This window comes from Stutzerimonas sp. NM35 (assembly GCF_054604355.1).
The window spans coordinates 3,311,155-3,327,835 of record NZ_CM137728.1; the positions used below are offsets into that span (position 1 = coordinate 3,311,155).

A 16,681-nucleotide genomic window follows, 5' to 3' on the forward strand; every position below is an offset into this window, starting at 1 on the left:
CGCTTTTTATTCATCTTTGAACTTGAGATCGCAGAGCGCCTGCGCCTCGGCCACGTCCAGCGTGCCCTCGTAGATCGCGCGACCGGTGATGGCGCCGATGATGCCGGGGGTGTTGGTGTCGAGCAGCTTCTGGATGTCGCCGATGTTGTGGATGCCGCCGGAGGCGATCACCGGAATGCGGCTGGCGTTGGCCAGGGCCACGGTGGCTTCGACGTTGCAACCCTGCATCATGCCGTCCTTGGCGATGTCGGTGTAGACGATCGCCGAGACGCCATCAGCCTCGAAACGGCGCGCCAGATCCACGGCCTGCACGCTGCTGACCTCGGCCCAGCCGTCGGTGGCGACGAAACCGTCCTTGGCATCCAGGCCGACGATGACCTTGCCCGGAAACGCGCGGCAGGCCTCGCCGACGAATTCCGGCTGCTTGACCGCCTTGGTGCCGATGATCACGTAGCTGACGCCGGCGCGCACGTAATGCTCGATGGTCTCCAGCGAACGGATGCCGCCGCCGATCTGGATCGGCAGATCCGGGTAGCGCCTGGCGATCGCGGTGACCACCTCGCCATTGACCGGCTGGCCCTCGAAGGCGCCGTTCAGATCGACCAGGTGCAGGCGGCGGCAGCCGGCCTCGACCCACTTGGCGGCCATGGCCACCGGGTCATCGGAAAACACCGTGGCGTCGTCCATCAGGCCCTGACGCAGACGCACGCAGGCGCCGTCCTTGAGATCGATCGCGGGAATAATCAGCATTAGGGATTTCCTCAGAAAATTCGACTTGGCAGCATTCGCTGAAGGCTAAAGGCTGGAAGCTGGACGGAAAGCGGCACGTATTTCGTCCAGCCTCCAGCGTCCAGCCTTGCGCGCAGCGCCGCCCTCACCAACGGCCATCCCAGGCGGCGAAGTTCTGCAGCAACTGCAGGCCGTGGGTGTGGCTCTTCTCGGGGTGGAACTGCACGGCGAAACGCGAGCCATCGGCCAGCGCCGCGGCGAAATCCTTGCCGTAGTGACCGCGCCCGACCACGTGGCGCGGATTGCCGGCCTCGACGTAATAGCTGTGCACGAAGTAGAAGCGACCATTGTCCGGAATGCTGTGCCAGAGCGGATGGTCCACCGCCTGCTTGACCTGGTTCCAGCCCATGTGCGGCACCTTGAGGCGCTCGCCGTCCTCCTCCAGGTCCTTGCCGAAGAAGCGCACCTGGCCGGGGAACAGGCCGATGCAATCGACCCCGTCGTTCTCCTCGCTGCGCTCGAGCAGCGCCTGCATGCCGACGCAGATGCCGAGGAAGGGGCGGTCGACGCTGACCTCGCGCACCAGCTCGTCGAAACCCAGGCGGCGGATCTCGGCCATGCAGTCGCGGATCGCGCCGACGCCGGGAAACACCACGCGGTCGGCTTCACGGATGACCTGCGCATCGCTGGTCACCAGCACCCGACCGGCGCCGACGTGCTCCAGCGCCTTGGCCACCGAGTGCAGATTACCCATGCCGTAATCGATGACGGCGACGGTCTGCATTACAGGCAGCCCTTGGTCGAAGGCATCTGCCCGGCCATGCGCTCGTCCAGCGTCAGCGCCATGCGCAGCGCGCGACCGAAGGCCTTGAACACGGTTTCGATCTGGTGATGGGTATTGGTGCCGCGCAGGTTGTCGATGTGCAGCGTTACCAGCGCGTGATTGACGAAGCCCTGGAAGAACTCCTGGAACAGGTCGACGTCGAAACCGCCAACGGTGGCGCGGGTGTAGGGCACGATCATGGTCAGGCCCGGACGACCGGAAAAGTCGATCACCACGCGCGACAGCGCTTCGTCCAGCGGTACGTAGGAATGGCCGTAGCGGGTCATGCCCTTCTTGTCGCCGATGGCCTTGGCGAAGGCCTGACCGAGGGTGATACCAACGTCCTCGACGGTGTGGTGGTCATCGATGTGCAGGTCGCCCTTGCATTCGATGTCCAGGTCGATCAGGCCATGGCGGGCGATCTGATCGAGCATGTGTTCGAGAAAAGGCACGCCTATGGCAAATCGCGCCTTGCCGGTGCCATCCAGATTGATCGAGGCCTTGACCTGGGTTTCCAGGGTGTTGCGCTCGACGAATGCCGTACGTTCGGCCATCACCTGCTCCGCTGATCGTGCAAAAAAAGATCGGCATTATAGGCCCAAATCCCGCAATGGGGCTATGTACCCTGCGCCATCGAAAGCAGCCAGCGCCGTGCGATTGAAAGCCGCCAGGGTTATGCTTGCCGCCATCTTCCAAGAACATCGCCAGGCCAGCATGCCCGTATTCGTCGAAACCATTACCGAACCCAGCCAGCAGGACCTTGTCGATCTGGCGAAGATCTTCGCCGACGCCCCCGCCTGGCTGCTGGCGCCCCACGCCAATGCCGAGGCGCTGATCCAGGCGGCGCTGGCCGATGGCAGTCTGATCGCCGGGCGCTTCAATGACCGCCTGCTCGGCGCAGCCCTGTTGCGACGCGACACACGACACTGGCGACTGTCACACCTGTGCGTGCGCAAGATCACCCGCCGCCGCGGAGTAGGCAAACGCATCATCGACGAGGCCCGGCGCCTGGCAGCCGAAGCAGGAGGGGAGCTGCATCTGGCTGCGCCACCCGAGCAGCTCGAAACCCAGGCCCTGGCGGCGCGCATGCACCTGACGCTGGTCCCGCTCTGAGGGGCTCCGAAGCCGCGTCGCTACTGCCCGCGGCGCTATACTCGCCATTTTTCAAGCACGCCACTCATCAAACACGCCAAAAGCAAGGACTTGTCCATGAAAGCGATCGGCAAAATCCTGGGCCTGGTAATCCTCGGGTTGCTTCTGCTCATCGTCGCACTGGGCTTCGCCCTGACTCATCTGTTCGACCCCAACGACTACAAGGATGAGATTCGCGAGCTGGCCCGCAGCAAGGCCGGGCTCGAACTGGATATCCGTGGCGATATCGGCTGGAGCCTCTTCCCCTGGCTGGGCCTGGAGCTGCACGACACCACCCTGGCAAGCGCCAGCACACCGCAACAGCCGCTCGCCGATCTGCGCATGCTCGGCCTTTCCGTTCGCGTGCTGCCGCTGTTCAGTCGCGAAGTACAGATGAGCGACATCACCCTCAACGGCCTCAACCTGACCCTGATGCGCGATGAAAACGGCAAGGGCAACTGGGAGGGCATTGGCCAACCAGCCCAACAGCAGGCACAGGCTGAAACAGAACCGGCAGAGCCGGCCAGCGAAACGACCGCACAACCCAGGTCCGGCAAGACCAGCCGCCCCTTGCAACTCGATATCGACAGCCTGACCATCAAGGATGCGCGGGTCACCTATCAGGACGCCCAGAGCGGCCAGCACCTGAGCGCCGAAGGCATTGAGCTGACCACCGGCGCCATCCGCGAAGGCGAGCCTATCCCCCTCAAGCTCAACGCCTTCTTCGGCAGCAACAAGCCGGTCATGCGCGCGCGCACCGAGCTGCAGGGCAACCTGCGTTTCGACAACAAACTGCAGCGCTATCAGTTCGAAGACCTGCGCCTGACCGGTGAAGCCTCCGGCGAACCGCTGCAAGGCAAGACCCTGAGCTTCAGCGCACAGGGGCAACTGCTGGCGGATCTGGCCGCCGACGTGGCCGAGTGGAGTAGCCTCAAGTTCACGGCCAACCAGCTGCGCGGTCTTGGCGAACTCAAGGCCGGCAACCTGCAGGAGCAGCCAACCATCAACGGCACCCTATCCATTGCCCCCTTCAACCTGCGCGAATTTCTCGACGGTCTCGGCCAAGAACTTCCGGCCATGGCCGACAACAGCAGCCTGGGCAAGGCCGAGCTGATTACCCGGCTGAACGCCACGACCAACAGCCTGAGCCTCGAAGAACTCACCCTGAAGCTGGACGACAGCACCTTTACCGGCCAGCTCGGCATCAGCGACTTCGCCAGACAGGCGCTGCGTGTCGATCTCAAGGGCGACCGCCTCGACCTCGACCGCTATCTGCCACCACCCGTCAAGGACGAGACAACCCAAGCACGCCAGAGCGAAGTAAAAGCCAGCGAAACAGCCGCCATCGGCAGCGGCACCACACCTCTGCCGGAAAAGCCGACCCAGCAGGCCTGGAGTGAAGCCTCGGTGCTGCCCATCGCGACCCTGCGCACACTGGATACGCGAATCAGCCTCGCCATCGGCAGCCTTACCGCAATGAAGCTGCCGCTGGACAATTTCAGCCTCAAGACCCGCACCAGTGGCGGCCTGCTGACGCTGGAAAGTCTCAAAAGCGGCCTCTACAACGGGCGACTGGACGCCACAGCCAGTCTTGATGCGAGACCAGACATCCCTCTGCTGAATGCGCAGACACACATCGCTCACGTGCCGGTCGAGCGCCTGCTGCAAAGCCAGGGCGAACAGGTCGTAGTCAAGGGCCTGCTCAACCTGGACAGCAACATCCGCACCCAGGGCAACAGCCAGAAGGCCTGGATCGATGGCCTCAACGGCAAGGTCGGTTTCGTCCTCGACAACGGCATCCTCGTCGATGCCAATCTCGAACAGCAGCTGTGCCGCGCCATCGCCACGCTCAACCGCAAGCCGCTGACCAGCGAACCACGCAGCAAGGACACACCTTTCCGCGAACTCAAGGGCAACCTGACCCTGCGTAACGGCGTGGCCAGCAATCCCGACCTCAAGGCGAGCATTCCCGGCCTGACGGTGAACGGCAGCGGCGACGTCGATCTGCGCGTACTGGGCATGGACTACCGCATCGGCATCCTTATCGAAGGCGACAAGGGCGCCATGCCGGACGAAGCCTGCCAGGTCAACGAACGCTACGAAGGCATCGAGTGGCCGCTACGCTGCCGTGGCCCACTGGAACTGGGCGCCAAGGCCTGCCGCTTCGACAATGACGCCCTGGGCAAGGTCGCGGCCCGGCTGGCTGGCGAAAAGCTCAGCGAAAAGCTCGAAGAGAAGCTCGGCGACAAGGTCAGCCCGGACCTCAAGGATGCGATCAAGGGTCTGTTCAAGCGATGAGCCCGGAACAATTCGGCGCAGCGGTCCTCGCCTGGTACGACCGCCACGGACGCAAGGACCTGCCCTGGCAGCAGGGCATCACGCCCTACCGCGTGTGGGTCTCGGAAATCATGCTGCAGCAGACCCAGGTCGGTACTGTGCTCGGCTATTTCGACCGCTTCATGACCGCGCTGCCCAGCGTCGAAGCACTGGCCGCTGCCGACGAAGATGAAGTGCTGCACCTGTGGACCGGGCTCGGCTACTACAGTCGCGCGCGCAACCTGCACAAGACCGCCAAACTGATCGTCGCCGAACATGGCGGCGCATTCCCGCAGGACGTGGAAAAACTCACCGAACTGCCCGGCATAGGTCGCTCCACCGCCGGCGCCATCGCCAGCCTCTCCATGGGCCTGCGCGCACCGATCCTCGATGGCAACGTCAAGCGCGTGCTGGCGCGCTACGTCGCCCAGGATGGCTATCCGGGCGAACCGAAGGTCGCCAGACAACTGTGGGACGTCGCCGAGCGCCTCACTCCCCAGCAGCGCGTCAATCACTACACCCAGGCGATGATGGATCTGGGCGCCACGCTCTGCACCCGCAGCAAGCCCAGCTGCCTGCTCTGCCCGTTGAAGGACGGCTGCCGCGCCCACCTGCTCGGTCGCGAAACCGACTTCCCGCTACCCAAGCCGCGCAAGACACTGCCGCGCAAGCGCACCCTGATGCCGCTGCTGGCCAACCATGAGGGCGCCATCCTGCTCTACCGTCGCCCCTCCAGCGGCCTCTGGGGCGGCCTCTGGAGCCTGCCGGAACTGGATGACCTGGCCGCCCTCGCCCCCCTCGCCGAACGCCATGCACTGACATTGCAGGAGCGCCGCGAACTGCCCGGCCTGACCCACACCTTCAGCCATTTCCAGCTGGCCATCGAACCCTGGCTGGTCAGGGTAGAATCGGCCATCGGTGCCGTGGCCGAGGCCGACTGGCTCTGGTATAACCTCGCCACCCCGCCGCGACTGGGGCTTGCCGCCCCGGTGAAGACGCTGCTCAAGCGCGCCGCCGCCGAACTGAACGCAGGAGAAATCTCATGACCCGCACCGTGAACTGCCGCAAGTACAAAGAAGAACTCCCCGCCCTTGACCGCCCACCCTATCCGGGCGCGAAAGGCGAAGACATCTACAACAACGTCTCCAAGAAAGCCTGGGACGACTGGCAGAAACACCAGACCATGCTGATCAACGAACGCCGCCTGAACATGATGAACGCCGAGGACCGCAAGTTCCTGCAGGCCGAGATGGACAAGTTCTTCTCCGGCGAGGACTACGCCAAGGCTGAAGGCTACGTGCCACCCAGCGAGTGATTCTGACAAACGCCCCGACCGGGGCGTTTTTTTCTGGCGAACAAAATACGCCGACAACCCCAACGCCCAAAGCCACACGCCGCCCAAACCCAGCCCGCAACCCGTAGCCTGGATTAGCCGAAGGCGTAATCCGGGTTTGCGAAGCAGGTTTTCTCCTAAATGCCTGCCCCCACTAAAAATTTTCCATTCCGCGCTTGACAGCCAAAAGCCAAATCCGTCTAATAGCGCCCCGTTGCCCAGGTAGCTCAGTCGGTAGAGCAGGGGATTGAAAATCCCCGTGTCGGCGGTTCGATTCCGTCCCTGGGCACCACCTTTCGTTTTCAGGTGGTGTCAAAACCACCCGAAAGCCCACAAGAAGCCCGCTTAGTGCGGGTTTTTTGTTGTCTGCACTTCCCTACCCTTCCCTTGTAAGCCCAAACAATTGTGCGTAGATTCGTGAGTAGAGCCGGTTCGGTCTAAAAATCTACTCACAGCGACACAATGGGGCGCCCGAATGGCGCGGCTTGCGAGGGAATTGCAATGGCCTTATCCGATACCACCATCCGCACCGCCAAGCCGAAGGAAAAGCTATACCGGCTGACGGACGCCAACGGGTTATGCCTGGAAGTGGCGCCGACCGGCTCCAAGCTGTGGCGCTATCGCTACCGCTTCGACGGCAAGGCAAAGATGCTGGCGCTTGGCACCTATCCCGCCGTCACACTTCAGAAAGCCCGCCAGAAGCGCGACGAGGCGCGCCAGCTGCTAACCGAGGGCACCGACCCCCGGCGAGCAGAGAAAAGCCGTCAGACAAGCGCAGCGGGCCGATGGGGTGACATTCGAGACACTGGCGCGGGAGTGGTACGCCTACAACGCGCCACGCTGGGCCGAAAGCACGGCCTACAAGGCGCGTCTGTATATGGAAAACGACCTGATACCCGGCATCGGTGCGCGCCCGGTCAAAGCCATCACCCGCCCCGAACTGGTGGAGCTGGTGCGCAAGGTCGAAGCGCGGGGCACGCTGAACGCCGCTGGCAAGATTCGCCAATGGTTACACCAGATATTCCGCTTTGGTCTGGCCAGTGGCGTGGTGGAAGCCAACCCGGCCACCGATCTGGACGTGGTAGCCGCGCCGCCGAAAGCCACCCGCCACCATCCGCACGTTGCCTTTGCCGAACTGCCCGAACTACTGGGCAAGATCGACACGACCAATATCAATACCCTGACCCGCTGCGCCATCCGCTTGCTGGTGCTGACCGCCGTTCGCCCTGGTGAGCTGCGCCAAGCGCCGTGGTCGGAGTTCGATTTAGACGGCGCCACCTGGACGATACCGAAAGCCCGCATGAAAGCCCGTCGCCCGCATGTGGTTCCCCTGCCCCGCCAAGCCGTTGCCATCCTGCGCCAGCTCAAGGAAATCACGGGCGATTACCCGCTAGTGTTTGCAGGCCAGCAAAACCCCGACCGGCCAATGTCGGAGAACACCATCAACAAAGCGCTGCGACTGATGGGCTACGAAGGGCGCCAGACCGGCCACGGCTTCCGTCACTTGCTGAGCACCGAACTAAACGGGCGCGGCTATAACCGCGACTGGATTGAACGCCAGCTAGCACACGGCGACAACGACGAAATCCGCGACACCTACAACCACGCCACCTACCTGGAGCAGCGCCGGGAAATGATGCAAGCCTGGGCAGATTCGATAGACGCGTTATGCGCTGGCGCCAACGTGGTGAGCATCAAGCGCAAGGCTTAACGGTTTTGGCTGGCCTAGCTCGACGGAGCGAAAAGCGGACTTCCCACCCGCCTGACCAGCCGATTTATTCGAGACGTGGGGCGCCTGGGAGGGCAACTTGTGAGCAAACTATTAAAGCTTAAAGAATGGCTAACCGTAGCTGATGCAGCCAAACGCCTTTCTATTACTGCTGGCGAAGACGTAACAGAGGCTGACATTTTGCGGCTGGCGCTGGATAAACATTTGACGTTGTCCGTATATCTGGTGAACCACGCCCAAGCGCGCGTTGGCAAGTTCGTCCCGTTAAGCGAAACGGAATGGTTCTTTGCGCCTCCGTTGCTGCCAATCCCTTCAGGCGCCCCTCTGACGGAGGAAATGGTTTCGCGTTACCCCCGGCATCTACAGAAACTCTGGCATGACACCCCGCCGGAGCAGAGAAACGACTGCGTACCAATGCTGAAGAGTGAGGCTACGGACGACGGTCGTTTTATCAACCTAGAGAAGGACGTAACTACACTGACGGGCGTATGGGATTTGCCGCTAGTGGGTTGCGAGAGAATCGACGTCGAATATGCATATCAGCAGTTGATCGGTGGGCCGGAAGTAACTTTAGAGGGGTTAGACGGCTCCTTTGTAAGTCGAGGCGATACAGTTTGCCAACTCCAAGAGAATTGGGACCAGAACCCCTACCAGACAGGCTCGCTTGCCGCACTCGAGCGATTGAAAGATGCCATCTATGAAAATGACATACCGCCCGAAAAAGCCAAGGAGCTTCTCGCCAAGCATAAAGAAGATCGTGCTGATTTCTTAGACAAGCAGGCAAATCGGCCTCACGCGGAACGGTATCACCCCGCTGGTGGCGTTCCCAGAGATAGCGTCTTTGTGGTGCGTACAGCTGCGCTACGAGAGTTAGAGGAAAAATTGCTGGAGGACGAAATTCAGCAAGAGAAGCCGCTCCATCCCAGCGAACGCCGAAGCGCCGGGCAGATCATCGCCGCCTTGGCGGCAATGGCCAAGCTTGATTTGTCCGCCCCGTATGCTGCCGATGAAGCTTTGAGGGCTGGCGCGGCAATCCACGGCTTAGAGCTGCCGAACAGTCCTGAAACCGTGGTGAAATTTTTCAAAGATGCCGCAGCCAGGACCTGCAAAGTTTGACCCTAGCCGGCCCTAATGGGGTTTTGCCTGATCCCATTAGGACGCAAGCGCTGATCCGACGTATTCAATGCCAATCGTGTTCAACAAAGCCCAAGAGGCACACGATATGGCCGCACATACCAACCCCATCCAGCTTCCCCGCCGCTTTATCAAGCTGGCGCAAGTTAAGGACTACACCAGTCTTTCCACGTCCGAAATTTACCGGCGCATTGCTGCCGGAACCTTCCCGAAGCAAATCAGACTTGGACCGAAATCCGTAGCCTGGGACGAATCGGAAGTCCTAGCCTGGTGCGATGATCTGGCCGCACAGCGGAAGGTGGCCTGAAATGAAAAAGGCCACCCGTCCCGAAGAACAAAGCAGCCAGCGCAAGGCAAATGCTACCACCGAAACCCCGAGCAAGATCGCCCGCATTCTGGCGCACCTGCTGACCGGCGCCAGCATCAACCGCTTCGAAGCAGAACGCATTGGCGACCACTGTTTGCCCAGCACCATTGCTGTTCTGGCGAACCACTACGGGCTGACCATCGAGCGCAAGCAAGAGCGCGTACCGAACCGCTGGGGCGCCCCTTGCACCGTGACCCGCTACAGCCTGCCGCCAAGCCAGCACAAACGCGCCCGTGCCGTACTGGTAGCACTGACCTGCAAGCCGAAGGGGGTGGCCGCATGATCGCCTTTACCCTTGCCAGCCAGCACCAGCGGCGCTATGGTTCGCCCGTCGCTGCAAATTCAGCGACCGGGTTTGACGGCCCGAAGACCACACGGCGCACAGGCGCCCCCATACCGATTGCAGGCGCTTTTTTTGTGCCTGCCGTTCCGTGTTATGGCGGCTGTGCGTGGGGCGCCTTTGGGCGCGCCGGGTTCCGTGTGTCCCGGTCCGTCAACCCGCGTACAGCTGCCACCCATATTCGTTTGACGGCGAACCGTGGCAGCTCCACTACACACGGAGCTACACCCATGCAAACCACCCGCAATCCATCCACCCACGCCGCCGCCTGGAAGGCCCGCGCCTTCGCCGCGCTGCGCGCTGATTCGTCCCTGTCCGTTCGCCTTGCCCGCTACAACGAAGCGATGGCCCGCGCCCGCTCTCTGGAAGCCGTAGGGGGTGTGCAATGAGCAGTCGCATCGCCGCTATGGCCAACATCGCAGACGACGCTATCGAGCAGATCCGTTACGGGAAGGAGCACGCCCGATGGCTTGCTGCCCTGATGACTGCGATTCACCGGGAGCTTGAGCCAAGCCCCGCCTTGCTGGAGTGCCGCGCAAGCCGTGTGCAGGATTTGGCCAGCTTGGGGCAGTACCTGGCAGACGATCTGGCTAACTACATGCGCAGCCGGGCCGATGAACTGCAAAAGCAGGCTGATGCCGCTGGAGGTGAGCAATGAGCCGCATCACCGACCGCCAAGCGTTCGAAATGATCCAGCAGCGCGCCGAAGTGCTGGCGAGCGCCGGCAAGGGCTTGGAAACGATTGGCCGGCTGCTGGGGGCTGATGACTCCGAGCATGAACTATCGGAAGAAGACCGCTACGGCCTGGCGCACGCGGTGACCGCAATCGGTGCGCTTGTCTTCGAGCGTGCAAATGAGGCGTGGGGCTATGCCGCGCCTGACCGGGAGCAATGGACATGAGCACCCCTGTCATTAGCCGCACCCCTAACCCGAGGGCTTAACCATGACTATTCAAAACGGCGCCCATGCGCTGAGGGGATTGGCTTGTCTGGAGAAAGCCGAACTGGCCTTCCGCGACGCCATGCAAGCCACGTTCGGGCCGCTGGATTGGCTGCCAGTAGCAGACGGCACCATTCGCCGCTTCCACGTCCCCGGCGACAAGGCCGGAACGCTCAATGGCTGGTATGTCCTACACCTGGACGGCATCGCATCGGGTGCGTTCGGTAGCTGGAGGGCTGGCGCCTGCCACACCTGGAGCAGCCGCAAGCCAGCCGATCCGCTCGAAGCGCAACTGGTCGCCCAACGCATCGAGCGGGCACGGGAGCAGCGAGAAGCTGACCAGACCCGGCGCCATATCGCCACGGCCAGCTATGCGGGGCGCGTCTGGAGCGAGGCACAACCCGCCGATGCCGATCATCCCTACCTGACCCGCAAGCGCATTGCCGCGCATCGCCTGCGCCAGACGGGTGACGTTCTGCTGGTGCCGCTGTACGCCGATGGCTACCTGTGCAACCTGCAACGCATCGCCTCGGACGGCGGCAAGCGCTTCCTATCGGGTGGCCGGGTGAAGGGTTGCTATTCGCCCATTGGCACACTGGAGCCGGGGCAAACGCTGTACGTCTGCGAAGGCTGGGCAACCGGGGCAACCATCCATGCCGAAACCGGCGCTGCCGTGGCCTGCGCGATGAATGCGGGCAACCTGCTGGCAGTCGGGCGCCAGCTTCAACGGCACTACCCCGACAGCCCGTTGATTATCGCCGGAGACGATGACCGCCAAACCGAAGGCAACCCCGGACGCACCGCAGCCACTAAAGCCGCCGCCATGCTGGGCTGTGGCCTGGTGCTACCGCCGTTCCCTGATGACTCCCCGCTGGATCTTTCCGACTTCAACGACCTAGCCAACTGGAGGGCCGCACAATGAGCGCAGCCACCGTTACCCCGATTGTGCCGGAAGCCGCCGCGCCAGCCATCGAGCGCCCTTGTTACCGGGTATATGAACACACCATCACACTTGACGGCGTGAAGCTGCGCCCCGGCGTGTGGTTCCACGGCACCAAGACCGACACAGAAGGGGGAGAGAAGCCCGCCAATGAATGGCTGTGTGGCCCGTTGCATGTGGAGGCCATTACCCGCAGTGAATCCGAAGGCGCCGACTATGGCCGCCTGTTGCGCTTTCGTAACCTGGATGGCCGGTGGCTGACCTGGGCAATGCCCGGCGAGCTGCTGGCCGGTAGGCCGGAAAGCATCCTGTCCGTGCTGTTCGGCATGGGGCTGGAAATCGACTACCAGCGCCGCGCCCAAGTGCCGCGCTACATTTCCGGCAAGCACCCGAAACAGCGTATCACCGCCGCCACGGCGACCGGCTGGCACGGTTCGGCGTTGTTCATCACGCCGCTGGAGAACATCGGACAAGGCGACGCCATCTATCAGGCCGAAAGCACCGCAGACGGCGACTACGCCAAGGCCGGCAAGCTGGAAGGCTGGAAAGAGGCCATCGCCGCCGTATTGCCGGGCAATCCGCTGCTGCAACTGGGCATTGGCTCCGCCCTGGCTGGCCCGCTGCTGGCGCCGCTGAATCAGCACACGGGCGGGGGCTTTCACCTGCTGTGGGACAGCTCCAACGGCAAAACCACCGTTGTGCAATGTGCCGCATCCGCTTGGGGGCATGGCGCGCATTTCACCCTGAAATGGAACGCCACCGCCAACGGCCTTGAAGGCATCGCCGCCTTGCGTAATGACTGCCTGTTGGCGCTGGATGAGCTGGGGCAGGCCGACCCGCGTTATGTGGGCGACGTGGTGTACAGCGTGGCGGACGGCATCGGCAAACAACGGGCGGGGCGCTCAAGTGCTGCGCGCCGGGTACGCCGCTGGCGCGTCATGCTGTTGTCGAGTGGTGAAGTCACCCTGGAAACCAAGATGGCCGAAGCCGGTAAGCGCACCCGCGCCGGGCAGGAAGTGCGCCTGGTGACGGTATCGGCTGGCCGCACCTTTGGCGCCTGGGACAACTTGCACGACTACGCCAGCGGCGCCGCCTTGTCCGACGCGCTCAAGAAAGCCAGCGTGACCCACTACGGCCACGCCGGCCCGGCATTCGTGCGGGCACTGATCGACAGCGGCGACCTGGACAAGCTGCCGGCGATGCTGGAAGCCATCCGGGCGCACTTCCCAGCAACCCCCGGCCAATCGGCCCGCGTGGCGGAGCGTTTCGCTATTGTCGCGCTGGCTTTGGAGCTGGCTGTGGGCGTGGGGCTGTTGCCGATGACGACCGGCGAGGGTACGGCCAGCATGGTCGGGCTGTTCGAGGGATGGCAGGCCGGGCGCGGCGAAGGACCGAGCGAAGATCGGCAGATTCTCAAGGCGCTGGCTGACTTTATCGACCGGCATGGCGGGAGCCGCTTCCAATCCGTCGAGGCTGGCGCGGATGAAGTGCGCGACCGTGCCGGGTACTGGGAGAGCACCCCCACCGGGCGGCTGTACCTGTTCACCAGTGGCGGGCTGGAGGAAGCCACCAAGGGCTTTGACCGTGCCCGTGTGGTGCGCGCCCTGGACAGCGTGGGGGCAATTGCCAAGCGTGACAGTGGCAAGCACCAAGCGCAGAAACGCCTACCAGATGGCGGCAAGGCGAGGCTGTATTTCATTGACCCGGCACGGCTGGAGCCCGACGACTGATTGCATATATCTGTTTTTGGAGAGGTACACGAGGTACAGGGGGTACAGCCTAGAGCCATGCGGCTTTCAGGCGTACCCCGCGCCGAAAGGGTACGGGGTACAGGAGGTACACACTCCCCAGCTTGTACCCCGTGTACCCCCGGCAAGGATGGCACGGGGTACAGCTACAGGCCGCGCCGTTACTGGCTGTACCCCTTGTACCCCTTGTACCCCCGCCAAAACAATAAAGGACAACCGCAGCATGGGAAATCTGCTTGATCTGATCGCCAACATGACCCCGGCGCCAGTGGTCACGACTACCGCGCCGGCACTGATCGAAGTCACCAGCGCACCCGCCGCCAATGATCCCCAGCCGGCCAGCGAGCCACTACAAGCGCCAGCGACACCGGCACCCCGGCCAACCCCAGCGCCAGCAGCACAACGCGCACCCGAGGCCGCTGGCGAGCCGCTGGGCTTCATTCTCACAGCCGCCACCGCTTCGCCTGAATGGCGCCAGAGCCGTGACCGATACATGACCCACCTGATGGCCTGCCGTGCCTGCTACGCACCGACCAGCCGCTATTGCCAGACCGGCGACGAACTGCGCGCCATCTACGACAGCACCCCTATGGAGCCGACCCTATGACTTGCATCCGTGCCCTGGCTGAAATCGGCCTCAAGCCGAACACCACCACACGCGACACACTGACAATTGCCCGGCGAGTTGTTCGCGACGCATGCGAGACACGCGACGAAATCCGCCACCAGCGCCGGGAACTGCGCCGCAAGGCTCGCAAGCTGCGCCAGTTCGAGCCGTTCACCAAGCTGTCCGCCGATATGATGGTGGAACAATCGCGCAACCACCGCGCCGCCGAATGGGAGAGCGTGCGCCGTGTACTGCTGGGGTATGGCCGGCTGATCCTGCTGGACCGTGAAGGTATAGCTGATGCCCTGGGCTTCGAGGCGCTGGCCGATCTGCTGAACATCAACCGAGTAGACCGAGAACAGGCACGCCGGGAAGGCTGGCGCACCCTGTCCGACCTGGTGGCCATCAATGGCTTGGAGAACAGCGCCGATCACCGGGGTGATGAATGGGGCGCCGGCAGCCCGCTATATCAGGCCGCCTTTCTCGCCACTATTGAATTCATCCGCACCACACCCACGCAACTGCTACCCGATCCGTTCGCGCCTGGTGGGATCTTCGGGCCGAAGCTGCCGCCCGCGCTGCGCGTGGTGTGACCAGTTGCTAAAGGGGGTGGCCTTGGGTCCTTCGGGGCACCCCACCCGTCGCGGGTAATTCGCACCCCGACCTTTAGCTTCATACGAACTTTTTCTGACCGTCTGCGCTTCCGGTTCCGCCTTCCGCTGAAAGCCACGCCAGCACGCCAGCAACGGCTACCAGCAACGCGGAAACGACCGGCACCAGATTGCCCAGCACCATCACCCGATCTGCGAAGCCTGGAGCGAGCCAACGAAACAACAACCAACCCGCCAACCAGCGCCGTATATAGCGAACGGTCACGGCACGAATCACCCGCAACGGGGCACCCCACCGGGAGGACCCATTGGGGGGGGTGGGTTAAAAGTTCGGCGCTATCGCTTTCCCGAACGAAGGGGGGGCTACATTCTTGCTTCCACAAAATCCGCATTCCGCGCATGGCCCGATAAGCCGATCACGACAGCGGTTCGCAATGTTCGCGCTATTGGTTCGCAGTCCTGGTGCGCAAGCTGGAACGCACGGAAAGCACGCATTTTTCACGCGCACTTTCCACGCACCACCCCGTTTCGGGTAATCCACCCCATGAATGCCAATTAAGTGACCAGTACGCGCACGCACGCGAGGCAAAGGGGTGATATCAGGGTGAGGCGGACGGCAAGGTTAGGGCAAGGCGCTGGGGCGACATTAGGGCGAGGTACTGCCACCTGACAGCAGGCCGGAGCACGCTAAGAAAACACCAAGTGTAGTGGTCAACCCATCCCGGACAGTGGGTTAAGTTTTTCTTCGGCCACCGCAGGCGGTAACCCGTCGTTGAATTGATGCGGCCTGACCCAGTTGTAGCGGTGCATCAGGTAGTGGCTGATATCCCGCTGAGCTTCCTGTGCCGTCAGGTAACCGGTCTGCGGTATCCACTCCGACTTCAGGCTGCGGAATAGGCGTTCCATCGGCGAATTGTCCCAACAATTACCCCGGCGGCTCATGCTCTGCTGCATTCGGTAGCGCCACAGCCGCTGCCGGAACAAGCGGCTGGCGTACTGGCTACCCTGATCCGAATGGAACAGCACCTGCTGTGGCTTGCCGCGCTGCTCATAGGCCATATCGAGGGCTTTGATTACCAGCTCGGCATCCGGTTTGGCGGAGAACGCCCAGCCAACCACCCGACGCGTGTGCAGATCCAGCACCGCGGCCAGGTAATGCCAACGACCTTGCGCCCAGACGTAGGTGATGTCGCCGCACCACACTTGGTTCGGGCGCTGGACTGCGAACTCACGGTTCAGTCGATTCGGGATATCCGGGCGCTCAACCGTGGCCTGCTTGTAGGCGTGCGAGCCCGGCTGCTTGCTGACCAGCCCCAACTCACGCATCAGTCGACGCACACGGAAATGGCCGATCTCCACGCCGTCCTCGCGCAGCATACCCAGGATGCTTCGGCTGCCAGCCGAGCCCCGGCTTTGGTTAAACAACTCGTTGACCCGGCTACGTAGCGCGACGCGACGAGCATCTACACGGCGACGTCGAAGGCGATGGGCGTAGTAGCAAGATCGCGTCACATCGAAGGCTGAACAGACCACTTCTACCGGTTCCCGCTCACTCAACTGGTCTATCAGCGCGTACGATCGAGTTCGTCCGACATCAAGAGAGCGGTAGCCTTTTTTAATATCGCTTTCTCCCGCTCCAGCCGGTTGATCCTAGCCTCTAGCTCCTGGATCTTCTGCTGCTCGGGTGTCAGCGCTTTGCTTTTTGGGGTAACGCCCTGGCGCTCGTCTTGGAGTTGTTTCACCCATCGCCGCAAAGCCGAGTCCACGACGCCCAGCGAACGGCAGGCCTCGATATGGCTGTAGCCCTGATCTAGTACCAAGGCAGCTGCCTCTCGTTTGAACTCGGCGGAAAACGTACGTCGTTGCTTGCTCATCGAACACCTCTTAATGGCGAGGATTTTCGCCTAAATCGGTGTCCGGGATCAGTAGACCAC

The 16,681-nt window shown here is 62.6% G+C and carries 19 protein-coding genes, 1 tRNA gene and 1 pseudogene; 16 read left to right on the forward strand and 5 right to left on the reverse strand.

The annotated features are described in order from the left end of the window. Window positions 1-6: 6 nt before the first annotated feature. The 3 genes from hisA to hisB form a co-directional block, all read right to left on the reverse strand. Window positions 7-750, reverse strand: coding sequence for a 1-(5-phosphoribosyl)-5-[(5-phosphoribosylamino)methylideneamino]imidazole-4-carboxamide isomerase (hisA, locus tag ACYCFC_RS15250; protein ID WP_058073850.1), 744 nt, complete (start codon window positions 748-750; stop codon window positions 7-9). Between the two features lie 124 nt (window positions 751-874). Beyond that, window positions 875-1,513 carry an imidazole glycerol phosphate synthase subunit HisH gene (hisH, locus tag ACYCFC_RS15255; protein ID WP_459652121.1) on the reverse strand — a complete coding sequence of 213 codons (639 nt, stop codon included), beginning with the start codon at window positions 1,511-1,513 and terminating at the stop codon, window positions 875-877. After that, the gene (gene hisB, locus ACYCFC_RS15260; protein WP_181082523.1) at window positions 1,513-2,106 is read right to left on the reverse strand and encodes an imidazoleglycerol-phosphate dehydratase HisB; all 594 of its coding nucleotides are present in this window, start codon (window positions 2,104-2,106) and stop codon (window positions 1,513-1,515) included. Before hisB ends, hisH begins: the two co-directional genes overlap by 1 nt. A 160-nt stretch (window positions 2,107-2,266) precedes the next feature. Between hisB and panM the strand changes: the two genes are divergently transcribed. The 16 genes and pseudogenes from panM to ACYCFC_RS15340 all read left to right on the forward strand — a co-directional run bounded on the left by panM (window position 2,267) and on the right by ACYCFC_RS15340 (window position 14,729). Next, window positions 2,267-2,665, forward strand: coding sequence for an aspartate 1-decarboxylase autocleavage activator PanM (gene panM / locus ACYCFC_RS15265; protein ID WP_459654009.1), 399 nt, complete (start codon window positions 2,267-2,269; stop codon window positions 2,663-2,665). Window positions 2,666-2,761: 96 nt separating this feature from the next. Beyond that, complete coding sequence (locus ACYCFC_RS15270; RefSeq protein WP_459652122.1) at window positions 2,762-4,981, forward strand: AsmA family protein; 2,220 nt, start codon at window positions 2,762-2,764, stop codon at window positions 4,979-4,981. Next, a complete protein-coding gene (gene mutY, locus ACYCFC_RS15275) occupies window positions 4,978-6,045 on the forward strand; it encodes an A/G-specific adenine glycosylase (RefSeq protein WP_459652123.1) in 1,068 nt (355 codons plus the stop codon). The genes ACYCFC_RS15270 and mutY overlap by 4 nt, the downstream gene beginning before the upstream one ends. Next, window positions 6,042-6,314 carry an oxidative damage protection protein gene (locus ACYCFC_RS15280; protein WP_181082526.1) on the forward strand — a complete coding sequence of 91 codons (273 nt, stop codon included), beginning with the start codon at window positions 6,042-6,044 and terminating at the stop codon, window positions 6,312-6,314. The genes mutY and ACYCFC_RS15280 overlap by 4 nt, the downstream gene beginning before the upstream one ends. 234 nt (window positions 6,315-6,548) lie before the next feature. Then, window positions 6,549-6,624 (forward strand) — tRNA-Phe (locus ACYCFC_RS15285). A 209-nt stretch (window positions 6,625-6,833) separates the two neighbouring features. Continuing rightward, window positions 6,834-8,043, forward strand: a pseudogene (locus ACYCFC_RS15290) (tyrosine-type recombinase/integrase). A gap of 99 nt (window positions 8,044-8,142) precedes the next feature. Continuing rightward, the gene (locus tag ACYCFC_RS15295; protein ID WP_459652124.1) at window positions 8,143-9,177 is read left to right on the forward strand and encodes a hypothetical protein; all 1,035 of its coding nucleotides are present in this window, start codon (window positions 8,143-8,145) and stop codon (window positions 9,175-9,177) included. 106 nt (window positions 9,178-9,283) lie between these two features. Then, complete coding sequence (locus ACYCFC_RS15300; protein WP_459652125.1) at window positions 9,284-9,502, forward strand: helix-turn-helix transcriptional regulator; 219 nt, start codon at window positions 9,284-9,286, stop codon at window positions 9,500-9,502. 1 nt (window position 9,503) lies between these two features. Beyond that, on the forward strand, window positions 9,504-9,845 hold the full coding sequence (locus ACYCFC_RS15305; protein WP_459652126.1) for a hypothetical protein: 342 nt from the start codon (window positions 9,504-9,506) through the stop codon (window positions 9,843-9,845). A gap of 287 nt (window positions 9,846-10,132) precedes the next feature. Beyond that, a complete protein-coding gene (locus ACYCFC_RS15310; protein ID WP_459652127.1) occupies window positions 10,133-10,291 on the forward strand; it encodes a hypothetical protein in 159 nt (52 codons plus the stop codon). Further along, window positions 10,288-10,560, forward strand: coding sequence for a hypothetical protein (locus tag ACYCFC_RS15315; RefSeq protein ID WP_459652128.1), 273 nt, complete (start codon window positions 10,288-10,290; stop codon window positions 10,558-10,560). The genes ACYCFC_RS15310 and ACYCFC_RS15315 overlap by 4 nt, the downstream gene beginning before the upstream one ends. Next, window positions 10,557-10,802 (forward strand): hypothetical protein, encoded by a 246-nt coding sequence (locus ACYCFC_RS15320; RefSeq protein WP_459652129.1) that lies wholly within the window; start codon window positions 10,557-10,559, stop codon window positions 10,800-10,802. The genes ACYCFC_RS15315 and ACYCFC_RS15320 overlap by 4 nt, the downstream gene beginning before the upstream one ends. 43 nt (window positions 10,803-10,845) lie before the next feature. After that, complete coding sequence (locus ACYCFC_RS15325) at window positions 10,846-11,763, forward strand: toprim domain-containing protein (RefSeq protein WP_459652130.1); 918 nt, start codon at window positions 10,846-10,848, stop codon at window positions 11,761-11,763. Beyond that, window positions 11,760-13,511, forward strand: coding sequence for a DUF927 domain-containing protein (locus ACYCFC_RS15330; protein WP_459652131.1), 1,752 nt, complete (start codon window positions 11,760-11,762; stop codon window positions 13,509-13,511). Before ACYCFC_RS15325 ends, ACYCFC_RS15330 begins: the two co-directional genes overlap by 4 nt. Window positions 13,512-13,752: 241 nt before the next feature. Then, window positions 13,753-14,136, forward strand: a complete 384-nt coding sequence (locus ACYCFC_RS15335; RefSeq protein WP_459652132.1) for a hypothetical protein — start codon at window positions 13,753-13,755, stop codon at window positions 14,134-14,136. Further along, complete coding sequence (locus ACYCFC_RS15340; protein ID WP_459652133.1) at window positions 14,133-14,729, forward strand: hypothetical protein; 597 nt, start codon at window positions 14,133-14,135, stop codon at window positions 14,727-14,729. The genes ACYCFC_RS15335 and ACYCFC_RS15340 overlap by 4 nt, the downstream gene beginning before the upstream one ends. Window positions 14,730-14,808: 79 nt before the next feature. Here ACYCFC_RS15340 and ACYCFC_RS15345 read toward each other — a convergent pair whose 3' ends face one another. Further along, window positions 14,809-15,012, reverse strand: coding sequence for a hypothetical protein (locus ACYCFC_RS15345; protein ID WP_459652134.1), 204 nt, complete (start codon window positions 15,010-15,012; stop codon window positions 14,809-14,811). 446 nt (window positions 15,013-15,458) lie between these two features. Further along, window positions 15,459-16,621, reverse strand: a protein-coding gene (locus ACYCFC_RS15350; protein WP_459652135.1) for an IS3 family transposase whose coding sequence is annotated in 2 segments (ribosomal slippage) — window positions 15,459-16,366 and window positions 16,366-16,621 — 1,164 coding nt in all. Because the reading frame shifts where the segments join, the coding sequence is not laid out codon by codon here. Window positions 16,622-16,681 lie beyond the last annotated feature (60 nt).

Bases quoted from the DNA above. Each gene is read 5' to 3' on its own strand.
- ACYCFC_RS15315 (WP_459652128.1), top strand. From the start codon at position 10,288: ATGAGCAGTCGCATCGCCGCTATGGCCAACATCGCAGACGACGCTATC.
- ACYCFC_RS15300 (WP_459652125.1), top strand. From the start codon at position 9,284: ATGGCCGCACATACCAACCCCATCCAGCTTCCCCGCCGCTTTATCAAG.
- hisH (WP_459652121.1), bottom strand. From the start codon at position 1,513: ATGCAGACCGTCGCCGTCATCGATTACGGCATGGGTAATCTGCACTCG.
- ACYCFC_RS15335 (WP_459652132.1), top strand. From the start codon at position 13,753: ATGGGAAATCTGCTTGATCTGATCGCCAACATGACCCCGGCGCCAGTG.
- hisB (WP_181082523.1), bottom strand. From the start codon at position 2,106: ATGGCCGAACGTACGGCATTCGTCGAGCGCAACACCCTGGAAACCCAG.
- ACYCFC_RS15310 (WP_459652127.1), top strand. From the start codon at position 10,133: ATGCAAACCACCCGCAATCCATCCACCCACGCCGCCGCCTGGAAGGCC.
- ACYCFC_RS15320 (WP_459652129.1), top strand. From the start codon at position 10,557: ATGAGCCGCATCACCGACCGCCAAGCGTTCGAAATGATCCAGCAGCGC.
- mutY (WP_459652123.1), top strand. From the start codon at position 4,978: ATGAGCCCGGAACAATTCGGCGCAGCGGTCCTCGCCTGGTACGACCGC.
- ACYCFC_RS15330 (WP_459652131.1), top strand. From the start codon at position 11,760: ATGAGCGCAGCCACCGTTACCCCGATTGTGCCGGAAGCCGCCGCGCCA.
- hisA (WP_058073850.1), bottom strand. From the start codon at position 750: ATGCTGATTATTCCCGCGATCGATCTCAAGGACGGCGCCTGCGTGCGT.
- ACYCFC_RS15270 (WP_459652122.1), top strand. From the start codon at position 2,762: ATGAAAGCGATCGGCAAAATCCTGGGCCTGGTAATCCTCGGGTTGCTT.
- ACYCFC_RS15280 (WP_181082526.1), top strand. From the start codon at position 6,042: ATGACCCGCACCGTGAACTGCCGCAAGTACAAAGAAGAACTCCCCGCC.
- ACYCFC_RS15305 (WP_459652126.1), top strand. From the start codon at position 9,504: ATGAAAAAGGCCACCCGTCCCGAAGAACAAAGCAGCCAGCGCAAGGCA.
- ACYCFC_RS15325 (WP_459652130.1), top strand. From the start codon at position 10,846: ATGACTATTCAAAACGGCGCCCATGCGCTGAGGGGATTGGCTTGTCTG.
- ACYCFC_RS15340 (WP_459652133.1), top strand. From the start codon at position 14,133: ATGACTTGCATCCGTGCCCTGGCTGAAATCGGCCTCAAGCCGAACACC.
- panM (WP_459654009.1), top strand. From the start codon at position 2,267: ATGCCCGTATTCGTCGAAACCATTACCGAACCCAGCCAGCAGGACCTT.